General features: G+C 67.7%; 23 protein-coding genes and 1 pseudogene. 11 read left to right on the forward strand and 13 right to left on the reverse strand.

The annotated features are described in order from the left end of the window. Positions 1-72: 72 nt before the first annotated feature. From ACM26W_RS05610 to folE2, 4 genes are read right to left on the reverse strand one after another with little or no spacing between them, the layout of a single operon-like run. Positions 73-222 (reverse strand): hypothetical protein, encoded by a 150-nt coding sequence (locus ACM26W_RS05610; protein ID WP_416139857.1) that lies wholly within the window; start codon positions 220-222, stop codon positions 73-75. Continuing rightward, entirely contained in the window at positions 219-2,240 is a 2,022-nt protein-coding gene (thrS, locus tag ACM26W_RS05615) for a threonine--tRNA ligase (protein WP_416139858.1), read from the reverse strand. The genes ACM26W_RS05610 and thrS overlap by 4 nt, the downstream gene beginning before the upstream one ends. Before the next feature lie 39 nt (positions 2,241-2,279). Then, positions 2,280-3,671 carry a cysteine--tRNA ligase gene (gene cysS / locus ACM26W_RS05620; protein ID WP_416139859.1) on the reverse strand — a complete coding sequence of 464 codons (1,392 nt, stop codon included), beginning with the start codon at positions 3,669-3,671 and terminating at the stop codon, positions 2,280-2,282. A 35-nt stretch (positions 3,672-3,706) separates the two neighbouring features. Next, on the reverse strand, positions 3,707-4,603 hold the full coding sequence (gene folE2 / locus ACM26W_RS05625; protein ID WP_416139860.1) for a GTP cyclohydrolase FolE2: 897 nt from the start codon (positions 4,601-4,603) through the stop codon (positions 3,707-3,709). Between the two features lie 92 nt (positions 4,604-4,695). On the opposite strand from folE2, the gene ACM26W_RS05630 reads away from it, so the two are divergent. Then, complete coding sequence (locus ACM26W_RS05630; RefSeq protein ID WP_416139861.1) at positions 4,696-5,844, forward strand: nickel/cobalt transporter; 1,149 nt, start codon at positions 4,696-4,698, stop codon at positions 5,842-5,844. Positions 5,845-5,912: 68 nt separating this feature from the next. Here ACM26W_RS05630 and ACM26W_RS05635 read toward each other — a convergent pair whose 3' ends face one another. The 7 genes from ACM26W_RS05635 to ACM26W_RS05665 form a co-directional block, all read right to left on the reverse strand. Further along, the gene (locus tag ACM26W_RS05635) at positions 5,913-6,989 is read right to left on the reverse strand and encodes a CobW family GTP-binding protein (protein ID WP_416139862.1); all 1,077 of its coding nucleotides are present in this window, start codon (positions 6,987-6,989) and stop codon (positions 5,913-5,915) included. Between the two features lie 3 nt (positions 6,990-6,992). Further along, on the reverse strand, positions 6,993-8,213 hold the full coding sequence (zigA, locus tag ACM26W_RS05640) for a zinc metallochaperone GTPase ZigA (protein WP_416139863.1): 1,221 nt from the start codon (positions 8,211-8,213) through the stop codon (positions 6,993-6,995). Beyond that, positions 8,213-8,641 (reverse strand): RNA polymerase-binding protein DksA, encoded by a 429-nt coding sequence (gene dksA, locus ACM26W_RS05645; RefSeq protein ID WP_416139864.1) that lies wholly within the window; start codon positions 8,639-8,641, stop codon positions 8,213-8,215. The genes zigA and dksA overlap by 1 nt, the downstream gene beginning before the upstream one ends. A 42-nt stretch (positions 8,642-8,683) precedes the next feature. Next, positions 8,684-9,355, reverse strand: a complete 672-nt coding sequence (locus ACM26W_RS05650) for a DUF1826 domain-containing protein (RefSeq protein ID WP_416139865.1) — start codon at positions 9,353-9,355, stop codon at positions 8,684-8,686. A 162-nt stretch (positions 9,356-9,517) separates the two neighbouring features. Continuing rightward, complete coding sequence (locus tag ACM26W_RS05655; protein WP_416139866.1) at positions 9,518-9,763, reverse strand: hypothetical protein; 246 nt, start codon at positions 9,761-9,763, stop codon at positions 9,518-9,520. A gap of 125 nt (positions 9,764-9,888) precedes the next feature. After that, complete coding sequence (locus ACM26W_RS05660; RefSeq protein ID WP_416139867.1) at positions 9,889-11,622, reverse strand: isocitrate/isopropylmalate family dehydrogenase; 1,734 nt, start codon at positions 11,620-11,622, stop codon at positions 9,889-9,891. Between the two features lie 127 nt (positions 11,623-11,749). Then, positions 11,750-13,000: a threonine ammonia-lyase gene (locus ACM26W_RS05665; RefSeq protein ID WP_416139868.1), complete on the reverse strand. Its 1,251-nt coding sequence runs from the start codon at positions 12,998-13,000 to the stop codon at positions 11,750-11,752. Positions 13,001-13,186: 186 nt separating this feature from the next. Between ACM26W_RS05665 and ACM26W_RS05670 the strand changes: the two genes are divergently transcribed. Continuing rightward, positions 13,187-13,912 (forward strand): tellurite resistance TerB family protein, encoded by a 726-nt coding sequence (locus ACM26W_RS05670; RefSeq protein ID WP_416140822.1) that lies wholly within the window; start codon positions 13,187-13,189, stop codon positions 13,910-13,912. After that, positions 13,912-14,385, forward strand: a complete 474-nt coding sequence (locus ACM26W_RS05675) for a phosphatidylglycerophosphatase A (protein WP_416139869.1) — start codon at positions 13,912-13,914, stop codon at positions 14,383-14,385. Before ACM26W_RS05670 ends, ACM26W_RS05675 begins: the two co-directional genes overlap by 1 nt. On the opposite strand, the gene ACM26W_RS05680 is transcribed toward ACM26W_RS05675, so the two are convergent. Beyond that, the gene (locus ACM26W_RS05680; protein WP_416139870.1) at positions 14,370-14,942 is read right to left on the reverse strand and encodes a gamma-glutamylcyclotransferase; all 573 of its coding nucleotides are present in this window, start codon (positions 14,940-14,942) and stop codon (positions 14,370-14,372) included. The two genes, ACM26W_RS05675 and ACM26W_RS05680, sit on opposite strands and share 16 nt — an antisense overlap. A gap of 141 nt (positions 14,943-15,083) precedes the next feature. Between ACM26W_RS05680 and ACM26W_RS05685 the strand changes: the two genes are divergently transcribed. Beyond that, a complete protein-coding gene (locus ACM26W_RS05685; protein WP_416139871.1) occupies positions 15,084-15,650 on the forward strand; it encodes an NnrU family protein in 567 nt (188 codons plus the stop codon). 41 nt (positions 15,651-15,691) lie between these two features. Here the strand turns inward: ACM26W_RS05685 and ACM26W_RS05690 are convergent. Beyond that, positions 15,692-16,102, reverse strand: a pseudogene (locus ACM26W_RS05690) (LysR family transcriptional regulator); the annotation flags it as partial. A 180-nt stretch (positions 16,103-16,282) separates the two neighbouring features. Between ACM26W_RS05690 and ACM26W_RS05695 the strand changes: the two are divergent. The 7 genes from ACM26W_RS05695 to ACM26W_RS05725 all read left to right on the forward strand — a co-directional run bounded on the left by ACM26W_RS05695 (position 16,283) and on the right by ACM26W_RS05725 (position 23,729). Further along, the gene (locus tag ACM26W_RS05695; protein ID WP_416139872.1) at positions 16,283-17,794 is read left to right on the forward strand and encodes a CoA-acylating methylmalonate-semialdehyde dehydrogenase; all 1,512 of its coding nucleotides are present in this window, start codon (positions 16,283-16,285) and stop codon (positions 17,792-17,794) included. A gap of 17 nt (positions 17,795-17,811) precedes the next feature. Further along, positions 17,812-19,464, forward strand: coding sequence for a GMC family oxidoreductase (locus ACM26W_RS05700; protein WP_416139873.1), 1,653 nt, complete (start codon positions 17,812-17,814; stop codon positions 19,462-19,464). Between the two features lie 202 nt (positions 19,465-19,666). Next, entirely contained in the window at positions 19,667-19,873 is a 207-nt protein-coding gene (locus ACM26W_RS05705) for a cold-shock protein (RefSeq protein WP_040185674.1), read from the forward strand. A gap of 125 nt (positions 19,874-19,998) precedes the next feature. Beyond that, entirely contained in the window at positions 19,999-20,184 is a 186-nt protein-coding gene (locus ACM26W_RS05710) for a hypothetical protein (protein WP_416139874.1), read from the forward strand. A gap of 93 nt (positions 20,185-20,277) precedes the next feature. Further along, positions 20,278-20,946 (forward strand): alpha/beta hydrolase, encoded by a 669-nt coding sequence (locus ACM26W_RS05715; protein ID WP_416139875.1) that lies wholly within the window; start codon positions 20,278-20,280, stop codon positions 20,944-20,946. 104 nt (positions 20,947-21,050) lie between these two features. Further along, the gene (trpB, locus tag ACM26W_RS05720) at positions 21,051-22,253 is read left to right on the forward strand and encodes a tryptophan synthase subunit beta (protein ID WP_416139876.1); all 1,203 of its coding nucleotides are present in this window, start codon (positions 21,051-21,053) and stop codon (positions 22,251-22,253) included. A 126-nt stretch (positions 22,254-22,379) separates the two neighbouring features. Continuing rightward, entirely contained in the window at positions 22,380-23,729 is a 1,350-nt protein-coding gene (locus ACM26W_RS05725; RefSeq protein ID WP_416140823.1) for a diguanylate cyclase, read from the forward strand. Positions 23,730-23,740 lie beyond the last annotated feature (11 nt).

Below are 23,740 nucleotides of genomic sequence, written 5' to 3' on the forward strand. Positions count from 1 at the left end.
TGGGCCGCTACGTTCTGCTAGCCGTGACACACTAGCATGGCGTGTTCGTCAGGGGGCGGTGCCTGGGTTATCTCAGTGCGCGGGCACCTCCAAAAACGCCATGGGCTGGCCCTGAGGACGGCCGACCAGCGCCTCGTCGCGCACCACCGCCTGGTCGTCGAGCACCGGCAGGTCGGCATGGCGGCGGCTCAAGCGCGCCTCGGGGTCGTCAAGCGTGCTCATGCAGAGGCCTCCTCGGCGCCGGCCGGGGCGCGCAGCCGCTCGAGACGGGCAGCCTGGTCGCGGCGCCGGGCGTCGAGGTCGGGGGCCCGACACTGCTCGTCGAGCAGGGCAAGGGCCTCGTCCACGTCGAGGGTGCCGAGGTCGGTGCCGTCCCGGTGGCGCAGGGTCACCCTGCCTTCCGCTGCCTCCCGGCCGCCGACGATCAGCAGATACGGAATGCGCCGCAGGGTCTGCTCGCGGATCTTGTAGCCGATCTTCTCGTTGCGCACGTCGGCCTCGGCGCGCAGCCCGGCGCCGCACAGCGCCTCGGCCAGCGCGTCGGCGTAGTCGGCCTGGGCCTCGGTGATCGACATCACCACCGCCTGCTGCGGGGCCAACCAGGCGGGCAGCTTGCCGGCGTGATGCTCGATCAGGATGCCCAGGAAGCGCTCCAGGGAGCCGAACAGCGCACGGTGCAGCATCACCGGGCGCTGGCGCTGGCCCTGTTCGTCGACGTAGTCGAGGCCGAAGCGCTCGGGCAGGTTCATGTCCACCTGCAGGGTGCCGCACTGCCAGTCGCGGCCGATGGCGTCGCGCAGCACGAACTCCAGCTTGGGCCCGTAGAAGGCGCCTTCGCCGGGGTTGAGCTCGTAATCCAGCGCCATCGCCTCCAGGGCCGAGGTCAGGGCGCCCTCGAGGCGGTCCCAGACGGCCTCGCTGCCCATGCGGTTCTCCGGCCGGGTGGAGAGCTTGAGGCGCACCTCCTCGAAGCCGAATTCGCGGTAGATGTCGAGTACCAGCGCCACCACGCGGCGGCACTCCGCGTTCATCTGCTCCTGGGTGCAGTAGATATGGGCGTCGTCCTGGGTGAAGTGGCGCACCCGCAGCAGGCCGTGCAGGGCGCCGGAGGGCTCATAGCGGTGCACCTTGCCGAACTCGCCCATGCGGATGGGCAGGTCGCGGTAGCTCTTCAGGCCGTGGCGGTAGAGCAGCACGCTGCCGGGGCAGTTCATCGGCTTGAGCGCCAGGTCGCGGCCGTCCTCGGTGCGGGTGGTGAACATGTGCTCCTGGTAGTTCTGCCAGTGGCCGGAGGTCTCCCACAGGCCGCGGTCCATCATGTCCGGTGTGTTCACCTCCACATAGCCGCCGGCCGCCTGGCGGCGGCGCATATAGGCGATCAGGGTCTGCAGCACCGTCCAGCCGCCGGGGTGCCAGAACACCGCGCCGGGGGCCTCTTCCTGGAAGTGAAAGAGTCCCAGCTGGCGTCCCAGGCGGCGATGGTCGCGCTTCTCGGCCTCCTCCAGGCGCTTGAGGTAGGCCTTGAGCGCCTTGCGGTCGGCCCAGGCGGTGCCATAGAGGCGCTGCAGCTGGGCGTTGCGAGCGTCGCCCCGCCAGTAGGCGCCGGAGAGCTTGGTCAGTCGAAAATGCCTGAGAAAGCGGGTGTTGGGCACGTGGGGGCCGCGGCACATGTCCACGTACTCCTGATGGAAGTAGAGACCCAGGGTGGCCTCCTCGGGCATCTCCTCGATCAGCCGCAGCTTGTAGCCCTCGCCGCGCTCGCGGAAGAGCCGCAGCGCCTCTTCCCGGGGCACCCGGCGCTTGATGACGTCGTACTCTTCGGCGATCAGCGCCTTCATGCGCGCCTCGATGACCGCCATGTCTTCCGGCGTGAAGGGGCGCTCGAAGGCGATGTCGTAGTAGAAGCCGTCGTCGATGACCGGGCCGATCACCATCTCGGCGCCGGGGTAGAGCTGCTTGATGGCGTGACCCACCAGGTGGGCGCAGGAGTGGCGGATGATCTCCAGCCCCTCGGGGTCGCCGGGGGTGATGACCTGCACCCGGGCATCCCGGGTGATGGGGTCGCAGGCGTCCACCAGGGCGCCATCGACGCGGCCGGCCAGCGCCTGGCGGGCCAGGCCGGGGCCGATGGCGGCGGCGATCTCCGCCACACAGGTGGGAGACGCCAGCGTCAGCTCGCGCTCGTCCGGCAGGGTGATGGTGAGGCTCTCGCCGGGGGCGGGGGAGGGCGTCTCGGTCATGGCGTCGTTCTCGTGGCGGTTGTCAGGGGGAATGGGGCGTCAGGCGCTGTCGGAGGCTAGCGTCAGCGGCTGCCAGCGGGGGCCCTCGGGCGTATCGCGAACCTCCGCGCCGAGCTCGGTCAGCGCGTCGCGCAGGGCGTCGGCCCGGGCGAAGTCGCGCTGCTGGCGCGCGCTTTCACGCTCGGCGACCAGCGCCTCGATGCGCGCCACCGGCAGGTCCGAGCGCTCGGGCGCCAGCGCGGCCAGGGCCTCGGCGGGGGTCTGCTGCAGCAGGCCGAGCAGTCTGGTCGAGGCTAGCACCACGGCCTTGGCGCGGGCCCGCTCGGCGTCGCTGGTGGCGGCCTTCAGGTCGTTCACCAGCCGCTGCAGGCGGGTCAGCGCCTCGGCGACGTTGAGGTCGCGGCGCAGCGCCTCGAGCAGCTCGGCGTCGGGCTCGAGTGTTTCCACCTCGAGCGCCTCGACCTCGGCCAGGGCCCGGTAGTGGTGGAGCAGGGTGCGGCGTGCTCGGGCCAGACGCTCGGCGTTCCAGTCCAGCGGGCGGCGGTAGTGGGTGGCGAGCAGCGCCAGGCGAATCGCCTCGCCGGGGGCCTGGTCGAGCAGGTCGCGCACCAGCAGCACGTTGCCCAGCGACTTCGACATCTTCTGGCCGTCCACGGTGACGAAGCTGTTGTGCACCCAGGTGTGGCAGTAGCGGGCGCCGTGGGCGCAGCTGCCCTGGGCGATCTCGTTCTCGTGGTGGGGAAAGATCAGGTCCTGGCCGCCGCCGTGGATATCGATGGTGGGGCCCAGGTGCTCGCCGATCATGGCGGTACACTCCACGTGCCAGCCGGGGCGCCCGCGTCCCCAGGGGCTTTCCCAGCCCGGCTGCTCGGGGGAGGAGGGCTTCCACAGCACGAAGTCCAGCGGGTCGCGCTTGTAGGGCGCCACTTCCACCCGGGCTCCGGCCAGCATCTCCTCGGGACGACGTCCGGAGAGCTGCCCGTACTCGGCAAAGGAGCCGACCTGGAAGAGCACGTGCCCCTCGGCCTCATAGGCGTGGCCGCGCGTGATCAGGGTCTCGATCAGCGAAACGATCTCGGGCATATGTTCGGTGACCCTGGGCTCGAGATCCGGCGGAAGCACGCCGAGTGCCTGCATGTCCTCGTGGTAGGCGTCGATATAGCGCTCGGTGATGATGCGGATCGGTACCCCGGCGTCGGCCGCCGCAGTGTTGATCTTGTCGTCCACGTCGGTGAAGTTGCGCGCGTAGACCACCTCTGAATAGTCGTGGCGCAGCACCCGCGACAGCAGGTCGAAGACCACCGCCGGGCGGGCGTTGCCGATATGCGCGTAGTTGTAGACGGTGGGGCCGCAGACGTAGAGCGTCACGCGGTCCGGCCGTTCGGTGCGCAGCGGTTCACGGCGGCGGGTCAGGGTATTGAAGAGTTGCATCGTGCTCCCTTGGTGTCGGGCCCATGTCATGTCCATCACGCCTCCTGCCAGTTCCACTGACTGCGCGCCACGGCGTCGTGGGCGTGTAGGCTTTCGGCGTGCACCACGCGCAGGGCGAAGCCCTCGATGCCGGGCTGGTCGCGCAGGGTGGAGTGCAGGCGTCGGGCGGCGTCCTCGCAGAACATCAGGTTCTGACCGTTGGCCAGGGCGAAGGCCTGCTCGTCGACGCGCTTCACCGCGGTCTGCAGGGCCGTGCCGAGAGCCCGCTCGACGTCGTCGACCAGCGCCAGCAGCGGCAGGGCGTCCCGGCTGGCGTCGAGGCGCAGCGCGAGGTGCGCCTGGCTGCGCTGGCTGTGGGGAGTGGCCAGCACGCCCTGATCGCTGCCCAGCCAGGCGTGCACCGCCTCGCGGGTCACCGGCATCTCGGTGAAGTCCTCGTCGAAGGCCTGCTGGATCAGCTGGCGCGCCAGAGCCGCCGAGCAGGGGCAGGTGGAGGAGTAGCCCACGCTCAGCTCGAGGATGGCGTGCAGGCCCTGGGCATCCCGGCGGCAGCAGAGGGTGAAGGGGTAGGTCTTCCAGCCCGACAGCGGGCTGATCAGCGCCGGGCGGCGCAGGAGCGCCTCGCCCTCCAGGTCGAGAAAGGCCTGATGGGCGAGCCCTTCGTGGCTCTCCAGAAAGGCGTCGAGCACCGCGGCCACCCGCGGCAGCGAGAGCTCCTGTCCTTCCAGCTCGGCCAGCGCCAGGTAAAGACGCGACATATGAATGCCGCGGGCGGTGGGGTCGTCGAGGCTGACGCCCGCCGAGGCGCGACCGGCGATGGCCTGGTCGGCCACCTTGAGCGGCAGGGCAATGCCCTCCATGCCGACCCAGCTCAGCGTGCCGAGACGGGCGGAGGGAGAGGCCGCGATATCTTCCAGGGGATACTTGTTCATGCATGGCTCATTCGGTGATTGCGGCTGTAAATGTTATAACATAACATTTTGCGTCGACCGATCACCAGCCATAGGCCTACCCGAGGTACACCATGTCGCGTCACGCCAGCTCGCTCCCTTCGTTTACCGGCCCGGCCGGCGTTTCCCACCGGCTGAGAGGTTTCCTGACACGCCACCGATGGCTGCTGGGCGGCCTGGCGGCTCTGGCCCTCGTGGCAGTGCTGCTGGTGCAGTTCGGGGTGATGCGGGGGCTGAGCCTGCAGATCCTGGCCTGGCAGCGCGACCTTCACCGGGCGCTCACCCTGGCGGTGAGCGGCTGGTCCGAGACGCCGAGCTGGGCCACCGCCGGCTGGTTGCTGGCGCTGAGCTTCGGCTACGGAGTCTTCCATGCCGCCGGCCCCGGGCACGGCAAGGCGGTGCTCTCCACCTATCTGGTCTCCCAGGGTGGCGGCCTGAAGCGGGCCCTGGGGCTGTCGTTCAGCGCCGCCCTGCTGCAGGGCATGATGGCCATCGCCATGGTGCTGGTGCTGGTTCAGGGGCTGGGCTGGCTGACGCGCCGGGCCATGGGCAGCGTGGCCAGCCTGGAGCTGGCGAGCTTCCTGATGGTGGCGCTGCTGGGAGCCTGGCTCTGCCTGCGGGCCTGGCGGCTGCTGCGCCACACGGCGGCCGACGGCGTTCATGGCCACCAACAGGAGCACGGCCATTCGCATGATCACGACCATCAACACGATCATGCCCACGCCCATGATCCTCACGCGCACGCGCACGCGCACGACCACCAGGCTCATGGCGTTCAAGACCACCACGCTCACGGCTATCAAGACCACCACGCTCACGGCTGTGGCTGCGGAGCCCGACACCATATCGCCCCCGACGAGGTCGGCAACTGGCGCACGGCGTTGGCCACCGTGGTGGTGATCGGTCTGCGCCCCTGCACCGGGGCGGTACTGATGATGGGCGCCGCCAGTCTGCTGGGCCATGCGGTGCTGGGCGCCGCGGCGGTCATGGTGATGGCACTGGGCACGGCGATGACGGTATCGGCGCTGGCGCTGGCCAGCGTGCTGGCTCGTGACTGGATCACCCGCCACTACCACCGCCTCGACGACGGCCGCCTGGCGCGGCTGGGCCAGCTGAGCGGCTGGCTGGCCATGGCCGGCGGGCTGACGATCCTGGGGCTCGGGCTGATGCTGGCCTGGCAGGCCGGCAGCGCGCCGGCAGCCGGCCTGCCGCTGTTGTCCTGAGTGCCTTGCCGAGCCGTCCGGGGCGCGCTTGCCCCGGCGCATCGGCCGGCTGCGGGCAAGGGTTCGGCCTACTCGGCCTGAGGTGACTGGAAATAGTCGAACAGCCGGGTGACGGCCTCGGGGGCCACGCCATTGGTAATGAACACGAAGCGTGAGATGCCGTCCGGGCATGCTGTGGCGGGCAGCGTCACCGGGGGGTGGAAGATATGCTGCACGCCATGCAGGGCCAGCGGCTGCTCGCGCCCGACAATCTTTACAATGGCCTTCACCCGCAGGATCTTCTCGCCCAGCAGCGACATCAGCAGGTCCAGCCAGTCTTCGAGGAGTTCGGGTGCGATGGGGTGCTCGACGGTGAAACAGAAGGAACGAATCTGCTCGTCGTGCCGGGTCAGCGCCGGGCCGGAGGCAGGCGCCTTCATCGAGACCAGGGCGCCGTGTGTCGGTGGTGATATATCCACGGCGGGCGAGACCTGAGCATAGGAAGCCGCTCGCAGCCAGCGGTCGGCGCGCCGCCCCTGTGCGGGCAAGCCGCCACCGATGACATGCTCGGCCGCCAGCTCACCATGGCGCACCTGCAACTGCTCAGCGGCCGGGTTGATCGTAGCCAGATGGCTGGCCAGTCGCGACAGCTGCTCCTCATCCACCAGGTCCGTCTTGGTAAGCAGCAGCCGGTCGGCAACTGCCGCCTGGCGCTGGGATTCGCGATGGGCATTCAAGGTCGAGAAGCCGTTGGCCGTATCCACCAGGCAGACCACGCCGTCCAAGCGGAAGCGGTGGGCCAGCCAGTGGTCGGTCATCAGGGTGTGCAGGATGGGCGCCGGGTCGGCCAGGCCGGTGGTCTCGATGATCATTCGCGAGATGGGCCGGCCGCCCTCGCGCTCGAGCGCCTCGCTGGCCTGCTGGACGCTTCGGCTCAGGTCGCCGCGAATCGTGCAGCACAGACAGCCGCTGCTCATCTCCACCACGCTATGCTCATCGCCCTCGGCGACCAGCCGGTGATCGAGCCCGATGTCGCCGAACTCGTTGATCACCACCAGCGCATCGCGCATGGCGGGCTGGCGCACCAGCCGGTTGAGCAGGGTGGTCTTGCCGCTGCCGAGAAAGCCGGTCAGCACCGTGACCGGCAGCAGGTCGGTATCGAGCATGGACTACTCCCAGGCGGGGAAGGGGTCGGGCAGCGCCTGCCAGGCGTCCTTGCCGGCCAGCAGCTCTTCCTCACTGAGCAGGCAGGCGTCCAGCCCCTGGCGGATGCGCGCCTGATCGAGGTTCTGGCCGATAAACACCAGCTCCTGGCGCATATCGCCGAAGGGCTCCTGCCACTTGTCCATGATGGCGGCGTGGTAGTCGGGGTCCTCCGGCCAGTTGGACTCGGGCACCGCCTTCCAGAACATGCCGGCAAAGCCGTAGTGGGCGATCCCGCCGGCCTGGCTCCACTGGCCGGCAAACTGTGGCCGCGTGGCCAGCCAGAAGAAGCCCTTGGAGCGCAGCAGCTTGCCGCCAAACCAGTCGCCGTGCAGCAGATCGAAGAACGCCTGCGGGTGGAAGGGGCGCCGGGCGTGGTAGGCGAAGCTCGCGATACCGTACTCCTCGGTCTCCGGCACGTGCTCGCCGCGCAGCTCCTTGAGCCAGCCCGGCGCCTGCTGGGCGCGCTCGAAGCTGAAACGGCCGGTGTCGAGCACCTTGTCCAGTGGCACCTGGCCGTGGCGGATGGGGATCAGTTCGGCCTCGGGGTTCAGCGAGCGCAGCACCGCGGTGAGCTCGTCGAGCTGGGCGGCGGTCAGCAGGTCGGTCTTGCTGATCAGCAGCACGTCACAGAACTCGATCTGGTCGACCAGCAGGTCGGCGACGTTGCGCTCGTCCTCCTCGCCCAGGCTCTCGCCCGCTTCGGCCAGCGACTGTGCCTCGCGGTACTGGGCGAGGAAGTTGGCGCCGTCGACCACCGTGACCATGGTGTCCAGCCGGGCGATATCCGAGAGGCTGCGGCCCTGGTCATCGGCGAAGGTGAAGGTCTCGGCCACCGGCAGCGGTTCGGAGATCCCGGTGGATTCGATTACCAGGGTATCGAAGCGTCCCTCCTCGGCGAGCCGGCGCACCTCGATCAGCAGGTCCTCGCGCAGGGTGCAGCAGATGCAGCCGTTGCTCATCTCCACCAGCCGCTCCTCGGCGCGATTGAGCGCCACCTCACCCGCGTCGCCGGGGGCGCCGCGCACCAGCGAGGCGTCGATGTTGACCTCGCTCATGTCGTTGACGATGACCGCCACCCGGCGGCCCTCGCGGTTGGCCAGGATGTGGTTGAGTAGTGTGGTCTTGCCGGCGCCCAGAAAGCCGGAGAGCACGGTCACCGGCAGGGGATATTGCAGGGATGTCATCAGCCTTCACCTCGGGTCTTGCGATAGTGATGTTCCTGCTGCTCCTGGCGCTCCTTGGCTTCCAGGCACAGGCGGGCGGTGGGGCGCAGCAGCAGCCGCGGGAGGCCGATCGGCTCGCCGGTCTCCTCGCAGTAGCCGTAATCGTTCGAGTCGATGCGGCGCAGGGCTGCGTCGATATTGGCCAGCAGGCGCGTTTCCCGGTCGGCCTGGCGCAGCTGCAGGCGCAGCTCCTCCTCGAAGGCCGCCTGGTCCAGCTCATCGCTGTTGCGCTCATGCGCTGCCATGGCGCTACGCACCTCGCGCAGGTGCGCTTCCACCTGGGCCTTCTCCTCGAGCAGTCGCTCTCGAAAGAAGGCCAGCTGCTCATCGTTCATGTAATCATCGTCGGGCATCGCCACCAGGCGAGCCTCGTCAGGGGAATACGGCATGGCTCTCACTTGTCGTAAAACGGCGGTGTCCGGCGTCGGCTCTCACGCGGGATCGATGGTCAGCAGCAGGCGCTTCTGCCCCTCGGACAGGGCCGGGCTGCGATGCGCCAGCGCCTGGTGTTCGTTGCCCTCCCAGCCGCCGCCCTTGAGCAGGGCCAGGTCACCCACCTCGAGCCGCTGGATGGCGTCGGGGTCGCGGACGATCTCCGGCTTGTCCGTCGACGGCGCGCCCAGGCCGGCGCGATTGACGGCGGCCTCGGGGAGCCACTCGCTGCCCGGCCCATGGTAGGTGGTCACCAGGCGCACCGGCAGGTTGTCGACGTGGAAGCGCGGGCACATGGCCGCGTCCAGCAGGCGCAGGCGGATGCCGACCGTGTCGGTATCGAACAGGTAGGCCATGGCCTCGGCCAGCAGCTGGACGTCCTCCACCAGCGCCTCGGCCGCCTGGGGAGCCGGAAGCCGCTTGAGCAGGTCGGCACGCAGCTCGTCGCCGGGCTGGCCCAGCCAGGCCAGCTGCCAGGCGCGGTCCGTGTGGCACTGTGCCTGAACGCTTTGCTGCAGGGCGGCCGAAGGGGTCCGCCGCATCACGGCGATCGTGATGCCGTCCTCGAAGATGCGCGGCAGGACATCGATCTCGTCACCCAGCGCCAGGTGGGAGGGCAGTCCCTCCTCGGACTGGTGATCGAGGAAGGGTGAGAGCGCAGGCATCGACATGCGGGATCTCCTTCAGAATTGAGGGAGAGATGTTATAACATAACTTCTGAGTCAATGGAGGAGGGGCACGCCGAAGAGGCCTTCGAAGGAGAAGTATCCCTGCAGGATCACGTCCATTTGGGGCCTGCTTGCAGTTGAGCGAAGTAGAACAGTCCGGGTTGCTTACGAGAAATCGGGATCGTCGGTTCTGACGATGATGTCGGTCTCATCGCCGGGCAGGGTGATGGAAAACTCGCCGCCGCCCAGGTAAGTCACCGGATGTCCCTCGCGGGTGCGCATGGCGGGCTCGCCGCTGACCGGGCCGGCGGGGGTGAGCTCGGCGAGCTCCTTCACGCTGACCAGGATGTCGATCATCACCTCTCGGCCCTGATCGTCTAAGGCCATGATGGTGCGTTCGTGTTCGCTCATGGGGTGGCTCCGGGGATGGTGTATGGCTTTAGTATCGGTGTTTCAGGCGGGGGAGGCGAGTGCTCCAATGACGTGGGGCCTGCACTTGGGCAGGCCCCGGTGGTGTCGGTGTTGCGAGCGGGGTGTTACAGCCGGCTGGCCACGGCGTCGAGGAATCCGTTCATGTCGACCAGGGTCTCGCTTGCCGGGTCGTTGGTCTTGCCCTTGAGGTCACCGGTGATGATACCGGCGCCCACGGTGTCGATCAGCGCCGCCTTGAGGGAGTGGGCGTAGTCGATCAGGGTATCGTTCTCCTGGCGGTCACCCAGGGTCTCAAGGGCGTTGGCCACGGCGAACAGCAGGGCGGAGGAGTTGAAGTGCGCCTCCTTGCCGTCGGTTTCCAGATACTTCAGGTAGAGGTCGTGAGCGGTGCCGTGGGGCGCCTCGAACAGCATGGTGCCGTCCTTGCTCTCGATGATGGAGCTGGCGGTGGCCAGGCTGCCGCCGAGCGCGGCGGAGATATCGGAGAAGATGTCGCCGTCCAGGTTCTGCGCCGGATAGAGGGCGTTGCGGGGCGGGTCGGTGATCATCTTGGTAAGCTGGCTGGAGGGCCGCATGATCATGAACGACGGCGGCGGGGTGCCCGCCTCGGCGAGTTCCCGGCGCACGTCGGTGATTGCCGTGCTGAACACCTCATCATACTCCATGTACTCGCGCTTGAGGCCGAAGTAGACCTCCTTGCTCTTGCGCGAGGCGTCGCGGAAGACTTGCAGCACCCAGTCCTTGATCGCAGCCTGGTCGTTGGACATCAGCAGGATGGCGTCGCCCTTCCTGACCCGGCGCGCGTGTTTCTCCTCGCCGTCGACGATCACCTTGAGGATACCCTCTTCACTGGCGGGGGCGTTGAAGCTGCCGTACTGGTCACCGCCGCCGGCGCTCATGCGCGAGATGGACACCTGAGCCTTGCGGTCGGGAATGCCGTAGAGCTTGAGCTGCTCCACCAGCTTGTAGAGCTTGCGGCCGGTGGTGTTGTCCGGCACGCCCCAGAGGGCTCGCTGCGGGGGGTTGGCGACCAGGCGTGCGGCCTGGGCGTCGATCAGTTCGTAGAAGTAGTTGAGCCCCAGCGACTCGACCTGCTCGCGGTAGTGCTCGTCATAGATGCCTTCGATGGCGGCGCGCATCACGCCGTCGTAGCCGGCGATCACGGTGTCCTTGAGGCCCAGATAGATGTCGCGCTTCTCGTCGATGGCACGCTTGAAGAAGCGGTGGGCCCAGGACTTGACGTCCTCCACGTCGTTGGTGGCCAGCAGCCAGGGGTCGCCCTTGTTGACCTCGCGGCGGTGCAGCTCCACGGGGTCGCCGCTTTCCCCCACGAACATCAGCTTGACCACGCCGGTGGCGCGGGAGAGCTCGTTGAAGCTCTCCTTGATGCCGCCGGTGTCCATGGTGTCCACCACAATGTCGCGGCCGATCCACTCCGGGCGCGAGACCTTGAGGTTGCGAAATTCGATGTCCTCACGGGTGATGTTACCGCCGATGCCCTTGCGGATGGCGCCGTTGGGCGACTTGGTGGCCAGCGGGTGCAGGCGGATGCCGTCGATCTCGGGGTGCTTGTCGAGCATCTCGCCGAGTTGGCTGCGGTTGACCGTCATGCCGGCATTCTTGATGCCGACACCGTGCTCCTTGAGCGCCTCGATGGCGTCGACGATCACCTGACCGTTGGTGACGAGGCGGTTTTCGGCCGAGAGGTCGATCTCCACCAGCGGAATATCCAGTCGTGAGGTCACGAAGGTATCGAGGATCTTATCGAAGGCGACCTGGGCCATCTCGTCGCCATGGAGGATGACGAGAGGGGCGTCGACGCGGATCTTGTTGCTCATCACGGTTCCCTGTTTGCGGTGATCGATCGGTGATGATCGTAACGATGTTCGGTGAACATCAGGGTACGCCTGCCGCCGGCACGACGCTACGCGCAGAAAGCAGTAGGGCACGGGCGGCGGCGCTGGGCTAACCCTGGGTGCGTGCGGACCAGCGCTCGTCGGGATGCACCTCGATGGCCGGCAGCACCGGGTCGTAGCCCTCGGCGCGGAGCGCCTCGATCACCTCCCGGGTGTGGTCGCTGCCGAGGGTCTCAAGGGTGGCTTCCACCTCGGTGGCGCGCAGCGAGAGGTCGGTGAAGGTGCGCTGATGGGCGATCTGGATCACGTTGGCGCGCTGGTCGGCGAGCAGCCGGGTCAGCTCGGCCAGGGCGCCGGGCACGTCGGGAATGGCGACCCGCACTCGCACGATGCGCCCGCTGCGCACCAGGCCGCGCTGGATCACCGAGGCGAGCGCCAGCATGTCGATGTTGCCGCCGCACAGGATCAGCCCCACATTGCGGCCGCGGTAGCGCGCCGGGTCGGCGAGCACCGCGGCGAGCCCCGCGGCGCCGGCGCCCTCCGCCACCGTCTTCTCGATCTCCAGCAGCAGCAGGATGGCGCGCTCGATCTCGGGTTCATCCACCAGCACGATATCGCGCACCCGCTCGCGCACGATGGGCAGGGTGAGCCGGCCGGGCTGCTTGACGGCGATGCCCTCGGCCAGGGTGGCCTGGCCGCACTGGACCGGCTCGCCGGCCAGCGCCTGTTTCATGGCCGGGAAGCGCCGGGTCTGCACGCCCACCACCTCGATGCCCGGCTTGAGCTCGGTGGCGGCGATGGCGTTGCCCGCGATCAACCCCCCGCCGCCGATGGGAATCACCAGGGCGTCGAGTTCCGGCGCCTCCTCCAGCATCTCCAGGGCGATGGTGCCCTGGCCGGCGATGATGCGCTCGTCATCGTAGGGGTGCACGAACACCAGGTCGCGTTCGGCGGCGAGGCGATGGGCCACCTCGCCGGCCTCGGCCACACCGTCGCCCTCCAGGTGCACCTCGGCGCCCAGGGCGCGGGTGTTGCTGACCTTGAGGTTGGGCGTATGCCGCGGCATGACGATGGTGGCGCGGATGCCGAGCCGGGCGGCGTGGTAGGCCACCGCCTGGGCGTGGTTGCCGGCGGACATGGCGATCACCCCGCGGCTGCGCTCTTCCTCGCTCAGGCTCAACAGGTGGTTGAGCGCCCCGCGCTCCTTGAAGGCGGCGGTGAACTGGTGGTTCTCGAACTTGAGGTAGAGCTCGCAGCCGGCGATGCGCGATAGGGTGTGGGAGTGCAGGCAGGGGGTGTGTTCGACGCTGCCCCGGATGCGGGCGGCGGCGGCGCGGATATCATCGAGGGTCACGCTCATGGCGGGGCGGCTCCGGTGTTTCTGGTGTGGTATTCATGATGAGGCGTTGCCCTGCTGAAGACAAAGCTGATGTCGAAGTGCATGTAAAAGGCTGATGCCGCAGTCGATGTTGCATCTCGCTGGGCTGGGATAGAGTGAACTCAGGCAGACTCTTTCTGCCGTAACACCACTTGAGAGGAGAGCATGATGAATGCCAGCAAGATTCTGGAGCAGCTGATGCAGCAGGCGTCCGGCCAGTCGGGCGGCACCAGCCGGGGTGGTTCTGGCCTGGATATCAAGGGGGTGCTGGGTGGCCTCTCCCGCCAGCTGGGGGGTGGTGGTGCTGCCTCCGGTCAGGCCGGCGGCTCGGGGGTGGATGTCAAGAGCCTGCTGGGCGGTGGCGCCCTGGGGCTGCTGCTGGGCTCCGGCAGTGGCCGCAAGGCGGGTGGCAAGGTGATCAAGTACGGCGCCCTGGCCGGCGTGGGGATGATGGCCTGGAAGGCCTGGCAGAATTCCCGCGGGCAGGACGCCGATGTCCCCTCCGAGGGCGAGCCGGTGGAGCGCCTGGGCGGCCAGGCCCTTGAGCAACGCAGCCTGGAGCTGCTGCAGGCGATGATCATGGCGGCCCGCGCCGATGGCCATATCGATGACCAGGAGCGTGCGCTGATCACCCAGCAGATCGACGCCCTGGGCGCCGACCAGGAGCTGCACGCCTGGGTGGAGCATCAGCTCCAGGCGCCGCTGGATGCCAATGCCCTGGCGGCACAGGTCGATTCGCCCCAGGCGGCGCGTGAGATGTATTTGATGAGCGTGGCGGTGGTCGACGAGCAGAACCCCATGGAACGCGCCTGGCTCGATCAGCTCGGCCAGGCCCTGGGGCTGCCCGCCGACGTGGCCGCAGAGCTGGAGCGCCAGGCCAGAGAGGCCGGTTGATGCCAGATCCACTGATGGCGCTTGCCACCGGCTTCGGCCTGGGGCTCTCGCCCTGGGCCTCGGGCACCGTCGGCACGCTGCTCGGCCTGCCGCTGGCCTGGTGGCTGCTGGGCCGGACCCGACGCATGCAGGTTGGCATCACCCTGGCGCTGCTGCTGGCCGCGGTGCCGATCTGTCACCTGGCCGAGGCGCAGCTGGGCGCCAAGGATGACGGGCGCATCGTGCTGGACGAGATCGTCGCCTTCCCGGTGGCGGTGCTGGGGCTGGCGGGTGCCCGCCAGCCCTGGGCGATGGCCTCCGCCTTCGTGGTCTATCGGGTGTTCGACAGCACCAAGCCGCCACCGGTAAACCTGGCCGAGGCGGTGCCCGGCGGGGCCGGCATCGTGCTCGATGACGTCGTGGCCGCGGCCATGACCTGGTTGGTGATGGCCGGCGGCCTCATGCTGTGGCGGCGGCGTCAGGCGTCTTCCTGAGCCGCCGGCAGCCGAGCGGCGAGGTCATGGACGTGCTCATCCACGACGTCCAGCGCGCGCAGGGCCTTGGCCAGGTTGAGCAGGTAGTCGCGATTGGGGCCGCTCGGGCCGTGGGCCCGGGCGATCTGCTCGGCGATGGCATCCAGCGGGGCGTCGCCGAGAAAGGCGGCGTTGTCCTCGGTGGCGAGATAGATCAGCCCCTCGGCGCTGTCGCCGTCGCCGAAGTGCAGCCCCACCACCTCGCGCAGGTAGCCGTTCTTCTCGCGCACATCCAGCGGCGCGAGCACCTCCGGGGTGATGCGGTAGGCCATGCCGTGGCAGACCGCGCCAGGCTCGCGTACCAGGGTGGCGACCCGGCCCGGGGCCTCCGGGGTGCCGCGGTGATCGTGGGAGCCCTGCCAGAAGCGTCGCGACCAGCCGTGGATGAAGGCGGGGCGTCGCTCCAGATAGGCAAAGTCCACCTTCCAGATCAGCGAGCCGTAGCCGAACAGCCAGATCTCGTCGTGGCCGTCGAAGTGGGTCATCTGACGATTCAGCGCGGTGGTGTCCAGTGCCATGGTTATCGTGCAGCCGGTGGTGGGTGGAATTCCCCATGATGCGATGCGCGGCGGGGAAAGTCGAAGGGGGAGGGCGCGACGCGGTCATGCGGGTGCGGTAGGCTGGCGGCCTGTTTACCTTTCGCTGATGGAGTCTCTGCCATGACCGTGATGATACTCGGCCTGTTGATCTTCCTGGGGGTGCACTCGGTGCGTATCGTTGCCGACGACTGGCGCAGCGCCCAGATCCAGCGCCTGGGCGAGATGCCCTGGAAGGCCGCCTACTCGGTGGTGTCCATCGTCGGCCTGGCGCTGGCGATCTGGGGCTATGGCCAGATGCGCCTCGATCCGACCTGGGTGTGGTTCCCGCCCGTGGGGCTGCGCCACGCCGTCTCCCTGCTGATGATTCCGGCCTTCATCCTGCTGGTGGCGGCCTATGTGCCGGGCAACCACCTCAAGGTGAAGCTGGGTCATCCGATGATCATCGCGGTGAAGCTGTGGGCCTTCTCTCACCTGCTGGCCAACGGCCGGCTCGGCGATATCGTCTTCTTCGGTGCCTTCCTGCTGTGGGCGGTGTTCGACTTCCGCTCGGCGCGTCGTCGCCCAGCACCCGCGGCGCAGGCGCCGAGCCTGGTGCGTACCGCCATCACCGTGGTGGTCGGCCTGGTCGCCTACTATCTCTTCGCCTTCCATCTGCACGTCTGGGTCACCGGCGTGCCGGTGATGTAGATGTAGATGTAGGCGTAAGGACTGATTCAGGGGGTCTCCCAGACCCGCTCCAGCACGCTGCCGCTCATGCCGTGGGAGAGCTCGGTCTCGAGCTGCGGGGCACGCTCCACCAATCGGTGCAGGAAGGCCCCCAGGCGAATGAACTCCGGATCGACGATGGTGCCGATCTTCAGTCGGCCGCGCAGGGTGCTGTGCAGCGCCTGGGCGCTCTGGTCGAAGGCGGCCATGGCGGCCAGGGCCTTCTCGGCGGCGGGCAGCAGCGTCTGACCGTCGTCGGTCAGGGCGAGCCCCTGAGGGCGGCGGCGGAACAGGGTGAGCCCGAGGCTCGCCTGGAACTGCTTGAGCTTGAGGCTGACCGCCGGCTGGGTGAGATGCAGGCGCTCGGCGGCGCGGGAGACGCTGCCTTCGTGGGCCACGGTAACGAAGGCACGCAGGGTCTGGAGATCCTGCATGGGAAGGCCTCCTGATCATCATGGGGTGATATCAGATTAACTTATATCGTGGTTATGAATTACTCAATTGATTCGGATGACGATAGGGCTAGTCTAGGGGAAAACAGGAGGGCGTCTGTCGCCCCTGTCCCGGACAATGGACGCCTGCCCCTATACCGACAACGACGAGACGAGGCCACCATGAGCAACGCCAGCATTCCGCATTATATCAATGGGCAAATGTCGGCCGGCGAGTCAGGCCACAGCCAGGAGGTCTTCAACCCGGCCACCGGTCAGGTGACCGGCCAGGTGGCCCTGGCCTCCCGCGCCGACGTGGACACCGCCGTGGCCGCCGCCCAGGCCGCCTTCCCGGCCTGGGCCGATACCCCGCCGATCCGTCGCGCCCGGGTGATGTTCAAGTTTCTCGAGCTGCTCAACGCGCACAAGGACGAACTGGCCGAGGCGATCACCAGGGAGCATGGCAAGGTGTTCACCGACGCCCAGGGCGAGGTGGCCCGCGGCATCGATATCGTCGAGTTCGCCTGCGGCATCCCGCAGCTGCTCAAGGGCGACTACACCGAGCAGGTCAGCACCGGCATCGATAACTGGACGGTGCGCCAGCCGCTGGGCGTGGTGGCCGGCATCACCCCGTTCAACTTCCCGGCCATGGTGCCGATGTGGATGTTCCCCGTCGCCATCGCCGCCGGCAACAGCTTCATCCTCAAGCCGAGTCCGCTGGACCCCAGCGCCTCGCTGCTGATCGCCGACCTGCTCAAGCAGGCCGGGCTGCCCGACGGCGTGTTCAACGTGGTCCAGGGCGACAAGGAGAGCGTCGAGGCGCTGCTCGACCACCCCGATGTCCGCGCGCTCTCCTTCGTCGGGTCAACCCCGATCGCCAACCTGATCTACGAGCGCGGCGCCCGTCACGGCAAGCGTGTGCAGGCCCTGGGCGGCGCCAAGAACCATATGGTGGTGATGCCCGATGCCGACCTCGACAAGGCGGTGGATGCACTGATCGGCGCCGCCTACGGCTCTGCCGGCGAGCGCTGCATGGCGATCAGCGTGGCGGTGCTGGTGGGCGACGTGGCGGACCGGGTCGTGCCTCGCCTGGCCGAGAGGGCCCGTGCCCTCAAGGTCAAGAACGGCATGGAGCTCGACGCCGAGATGGGTCCGATCGTCACCGCCCAGGCGCACCAGCGCATCACCGGCTATATCGACAAGGGGGTGGGCGAGGGTGCCGAGCTGGTGGTCGACGGCCGCGACTTCGACGCCAGCGCTACCGGCGAGGGCTGCGCCGAGGGCTTCTGGATGGGCGGCACCCTGTTCGACCATGTCACCCCGGAGATGACCATCTACAAGGAGGAGATCTTCGGCCCGGTGCTGGTCTGCGTGCGGGTCCCCGACATCGCCACCGCCATCCAGCTGATCAACGATCACGAGTTCGGCAACGGCGTGAGCTGCTTCACCGAGAGCGGCAGCGTGGCCCGCGAGTTCGGCCGCCGCATCCAGGTAGGCATGGTGGGCATCAACGTGCCGATCCCGGTGCCCATGGCGTGGCACGGCTTCGGCGGCTGGAAGCGCTCGCTGTTCGGCGACACCCACGCCTATGGCGAGGAGGGCGTGCGTTTCTACACCAAGCAGAAGTCGATCATGCAGCGCTGGTCCGATTCCATCCACGCCGGCGCCGAGTTCGCCATGCCGACGCATAAATAAGACAGGGCTGGCACGCCATGGCTGAACAACAATTCGACTTTATCGTGGTGGGGGCCGGCACCGCTGGCTGCCTGCTGGCCAACCGCTTGAGCGCCGACCCGGCCAACCGGGTGCTGCTGATCGAGGCGGGCGGTCGCGACAACTACCACTGGATCCACATTCCGGTGGGCTACCTCTACTGCATCGACAATCCCCGCACCGATTGGTGCTTCCGGACGGAGCCCGACCCCGGCCTCAATGGCCGTTCGCTGATCTACCCGCGAGGCAAGACCCTGGGTGGCTGCTCGAGCATCAACGGCATGCTCTATATTCGCGGCCAGGCCCGCGATTACGACGGCTGGGCCGAACTCACCGGCGAAGACGCCTGGCGCTGGGACAACTGCCTGCCCGACTTCATGAAGCATGAGGACCATCATCGCCTGGATGCGCCCGGCCAGGCCGATCCCGCCCACCGTGACTTCCACGGCCACGGCGGCGAGTGGCGCGTGGAGAAACAGCGCCTCAGCTGGCAGGTGCTCGATGACTTCGCCACCGCGGCCGTGGAGGCCGGCATCCCGCGCACCCGAGACTTCAACCGCGGCGACAACGAGGGTGTCGACTACTTCGAGGTCAATCAGCGCAAGGGGTGGCGATGGAACACGGCCAAGGCCTTTCTGCGTGACATCGAGAAGCGCGACAACCTGATCCTCTGGCACTCCAGCCAGGTGCTGGGGCTCGAACTGGAACGAGCAGGCGAGGGTGGCGAGCCTCGCTGCGTCGGCGTGCGGGTCGAGCGCGGGGGTGAGGAAATGGTGGTCCGGGCCGGGCGCGAGGTGATTCTCTCCGCCGGCGCCATCGGCTCGCCGCAACTGCTGCAGCTCTCCGGCATCGGTCCGGCAGATCTGCTGGGTGAGCATGACATCCCGGTGGCAGTTGACCTGCCCGGGGTGGGCGAGAACCTGCAGGACCACCTGCAGATCCGCTCGGTGTATCGCGTGAACGGGGCGAAGACCCTTAACACCATGGCCAACTCCCTGGTTGGCAAGGCGAAGATCGGCCTGGAGTATGCGCTCAAGCGCTCCGGCCCCATGAGCATGGCCCCCTCACAGCTGTGCGCCTTTACCCGCAGCAGCGACGAATACCAACATCCCAACATCGAGTACCACGTCCAGCCGCTGAGCCTGGAGGCCTTCGGGCAGCCCCTTCACGATTTCCCGGCGATCACGGCGAGCGTCTGCAACCTCAATCCGACCAGCCGCGGCACGGTGCGCATCAAGAGCCGCGATCCGCGCCAGGCACCGGCCATCGCGCCCCACTACCTGAGCACACCGGAGGATCGCAAGGTGGCGGCGGATTCGCTGCGGGTTACCCGGCGCATCGCCGAACAGCCCGCCTTCGCCGGGTACTCGCCGGAGGAGGTCAAGCCGGGAGTGGAGTACCAGAGCGATGACGACCTGGCCCGGCTGGCCGGCGATATCGGCACCACCATCTTTCATCCGGTGGGCACGGCGAAAATGGGTCGCGACGACGACCCCATGGCGGTGGTGGGTCCCCGGCTGCGGGTGCGTGGAGTGGTGGGGCTGCGGGTGGTGGACGCCAGCGTGATGCCCACCATCACCAGCGGCAACACCAACTCGCCGACGCTGATGATCGCCGAGAAGGCGGCGGCGTGGATTCTGGCCGGGGAGTAACTTTCCTGTCATCGATCGCAAATAGTGTTTGACCTGCGCCCGAGAAGGGCGCATTATGTGCGCAGTTGGTTAGCAAGTCGAACATCGCAAGTGGTCATCGAAACGCTCATAGCATCGATTTCCCGGTGAAAAGTTTCTTGTTCTACCCACTGCAACTCGGGTATTTCCCGGCAAATCAAAACGCTATTAGAGGAATTCGATAATGGCTACCGGTACCGTCAAGTGGTTCAACGACACTAAAGGCTTTGGCTTCATTTCTCCGGACGACAACGGTGACGACCTGTTCGCTCACTTCTCCGAGATCAAGGCAGAAGGCTTCAAGTCCCTGCAAGACGGCCAGAAGGTTTCCTTCGACGTCACTCAGGGCAAGAAAGGCCTCCAGGCTTCCAACATCCAGGTCATCGGCTAATCGCCACTTGACCCGGATGCGACTCCTCCGCTAACCCGGTAGAGTCACCAGAAAGGCCCGCCTCGTGCGGGCCTTTTTGCATTACAGCGATTCATGGTTCCGCACCATCGCCATTAGGCAGGGTCTTGGTGCATGGCCTGCTGGTGGATCGCTCGCCGGAGCTGGCCATGGGGCTCTTCGACCTCGCCTGGGTGGGCGTGCCGGGGCCCCGCGAGCGGCTTAAGGGCGGCGACCGCCTGGTGTTTGCCGGCACCAGCCCCATGCCTTTCGTGGTGGCGCTGACGCTGATCCCGGTCATCTGGCCCTTCTGACTGTGCTCGCCGAGTTGCTGCGTGTCTCGCCGCCGCCGGGGCTTTGCGGTAGGGTGTCGAGTCTGATTTCCTCGACCAACGGAACCCCATCCCATGAGCCAACCCGGTGAGCTGATCATCGATCCGAAGGGCGCAAAGCCCGCCGATGCCTGTGTCTTCATCCTTCACGGCCTGGGCGCCGACGGTAGCGACTTCGAGCCGCTGGTGCCGGCGCTTTCGCTGCCGGCGGACGCCAGCGTGCGCTTTATCATGCCCCATGCACCGCGTCTGCCGGTGACCATCAACGGCGGCATGGTAATGCCCGCCTGGTATGACATCCTCGAGATGAGCCTGGACCGCCGCGTCGACGAGCCCCAGCTGATGGCCTCGGCGCAACGCATCCAGGGCCTGGTGCGCGAGCAGATCGACCACGGCATCGACAGCCGTCGCATCATCCTGGCCGGTTTCTCCCAGGGTGGGGCGGTGGCCTACCAGGCCGCACTCTCCTTCGATAAGCCGCTAGGCGGGCTGCTGGCGCTCTCCACCTACTTCGCTACCGCCGAGCGCATTGCGCTTGCCGAGGCCAATCGCGAGCTGCCCGTCGAGGTGCACCACGGCAGCTTCGATCCGGTGGTGCCCGAGGCGCTGGGTCGTGCGGGCTTCGAGCGGGTCAAGTCGCTGGGCTATCCGGCCCACTATCGTCAGTACCCCATGGCCCATGCGGTCTGTCCCCAGCAGGTCGCGGATATCGGCCACTGGCTGAGCCAGCGCCTGGCGCGTTGAGCCCTCACGATCCGCGCCCGCTCGTCCAAGGTCGCCTCGACAGTCTCGGGGCGGCTGGGCAAACTGATCCGATGATATTTCGGCATGCCTCAAGGACAGACACCATGAGCACTTCCCCCTTCGCCAATCTCCCCGATGCCCAGGGCTACTTCGGTCGCTTCGGCGGCCAGCTGATCCCGCCCGAGCTCAAGACGGTGATGGACGAGATCGACGCCGCCTACGAGGAGATTCGCGTTCGCGAGGACTTTCGGCAGGAGCTGGCCAGCCTGCTCGCCGACTACGTGGGTCGGCCCAGTCCGATCTTCCACGCTCGGCGGCTCTCGGAGAAGTTGGGCGGCGCCCAGATCCACCTCAAGCGCGAGGACCTCAATCACACCGGCGCCCACAAGATCAACCACTGCCTGGGCGAGGCGCTGCTGGCCAAGTTCATGGGCAAGACCAAGGTGATCGCCGAGACCGGCGCCGGCCAGCACGGCGTGGCCCTGGCCACCGCCTGCGCGCTGGTGGGCATTCCCTGCGAGATCCACATGGGCCAGGTGGATATCGAGAAGGAGCATCCCAACGTCACCAAGATGAAGATCCTCGGCTGCACGCTGGTGCCGGTCACCCGCGGCACGGCGACCCTCAAGGATGCCGTGGACAGCGCCTTCGAGGAGTACCTCAAGGACCCGCAGCACTTCATCTATGCCATCGGCTCGGTGGTGGGGCCTCACCCCTTCCCGAAGATGGTGCGCGACTTCCAGTCGATCATCGGCCGCGAGTCCCGCGAGCAGTTTCTGGCCCGCCATGGCCGCCTGCCCGACCACGTCACCGCCTGCGTGGGCGGCGGCTCCAACGCCATCGGCATGTTCACGGCCTTCCTCGACGACGACTCGGTGCATCTGGTCGGCGTGGAGCCGGCCGGCGAGGGCCTCGACACCCAGCGCCACTCCGCCACCCTGACACTGGGCAAGCCCGGCGAGATCCACGGCATGGCCTGCTATGTGCTGGAGGATGACGCCGGCAACCCCATGCCGGTGCACTCCATCGCTTCCGGACTCGACTACCCGGGCGTGGGGCCCCAGCACAGCTACCTCAAGGAGCTGGGCCGGGTCGACTACCAGAGCGCCAGCGACGACGAGTGCCTGGATGCCTTCCTGACCCTCTCCCGGGTCGAGGGCATCATCCCGGCGCTGGAGAGCGCCCATGCGGTGGCCTGGGCCATGCGCGAGGCGCCGACGCTGCCTGCCGACCAGCATATCCTGGTCAATCTCTCCGGGCGCGGTGACAAGGACGCCGACTACGTGGCGGACAAACTCGGGCTGTAAGCCGGCAAGTGTGCCGGAGCGGCTCTGGTGATTCGCACGGGTGCCCAACGACGCATTCTGGGTTAGGGTGGAGCTCGGGTCCGGAGAGGCCCTTTCGCTGGACGCAGGGAGTGTCGAGGCTTGAGCATGGAGAGAGTCAGGCAGGCATGGCATCGCTGGTGGGCCGGAGAGGAGCGTGCCGCTCCCGGCCTCGGTGAATTGCTGCTGTCGCGTTACCCGGGAGCGGTCATGCTGCTCGACGAGCACGGGGTGGTGCTGCAGGTCAATCCCGACTTCGAGCGGCATGCCGGCCACTCTCCCGACCAGCTCCTCGGCCGCCGGGCGGTGACGCTGGATGCCGACCCCCTGCATGGCGGCTTCGCCCGCGCCCTGGAATACTGCCGAGCCAGCCGCCAGCCCTGGCAGGGGGTGGTGCTCTGCCGGCGCGCCGATGGTGCCCTGCGCCACCATACCACCATGATCCAGCCCTTGAATGAGCGGCCGGCCAGCCCGCTGAGGCTACTGGTGATCCAGTATGACGTCACCGGCATGCGCGAGCGGGAACTCCATGACCGCCAGCTGCTGGCCAGGCTCGGTGATACTGTCTCGCGCCTGCCCGGGACGATGTTTCGCCTGCGTCAGGACGTGGCCGGGCGCCTGGAGCTGCTCTACGCCAGCGAAGGGCTCGTGACACTGACGGGGCTGACGCCGGAGCAAGTCATGGAGGATGCCGAACGACTGCTTGACCTGATCATCCAGGAGGATCGCCGGCAGCTCGAGATGGCCCTGGCGCAGTCGGCGGTGAGCCTGGAGGCCTGCCAGCTGGAGATTCGCCTCGACCTGTCGGACGGCCTGCGCTGGGTGGAGGCCCGTGCCAGGCCTCAGCGACGCCGCGACGGCTGCATCCTGTGGGACGGCCTGCTGATCGATGTCACCGAGCGCAAGGACGAGGAGTTCAAGGTCCGCCGGCTGGTCGTCACCGACATGCTCACGGGGGCGCTGAACCGCCGCGCCTTCTTCGAGCAGGGGGGGGCGGTCCAGGCCCGGGCCCTGCGACATGAAGAGCCCTTGCTGCTGGCGATGCTCGACATCGACCATTTCAAGGCTCTCAACGATACTCATGGCCATGCGGCCGGCGATCTCGCCCTGCAGGCCTTCGCGGCCACCTGCAAGGAGTGCCTGCGCCCCTATGACCTCTTCGCCCGCATCGGCGGTGAGGAGTTCGCGGTGTTGCTGGTGGATACCACCCCCGATGAGGCATTGACCATCCTGGATCGCCTGCGCGAGGCGGTGGGCGCCATCGAACTGGAGGTGGAGGATGCCACGCTGCGCTTCACGGTCAGCCTGGGACTGACGACCCTGACGCCGGGAGGCAGCCTGGAGGGCGCCCTGGGCGACGCCGACCGAGCCCTCTACCGGGCCAAGCATGAGGGGCGCAACCGCATCTGCGGGTCCAGCAGCGTATCTTCGGTCTTCAACGACGCTGACCCAGCGTGAGGGCGCGGCCT

Origin of the sequence: Halomonas sp. HK25 (assembly GCF_047795635.1) — a bacterium.
Classification (GTDB): Bacteria; Pseudomonadota; Gammaproteobacteria; order Pseudomonadales; family Halomonadaceae; genus Halomonas.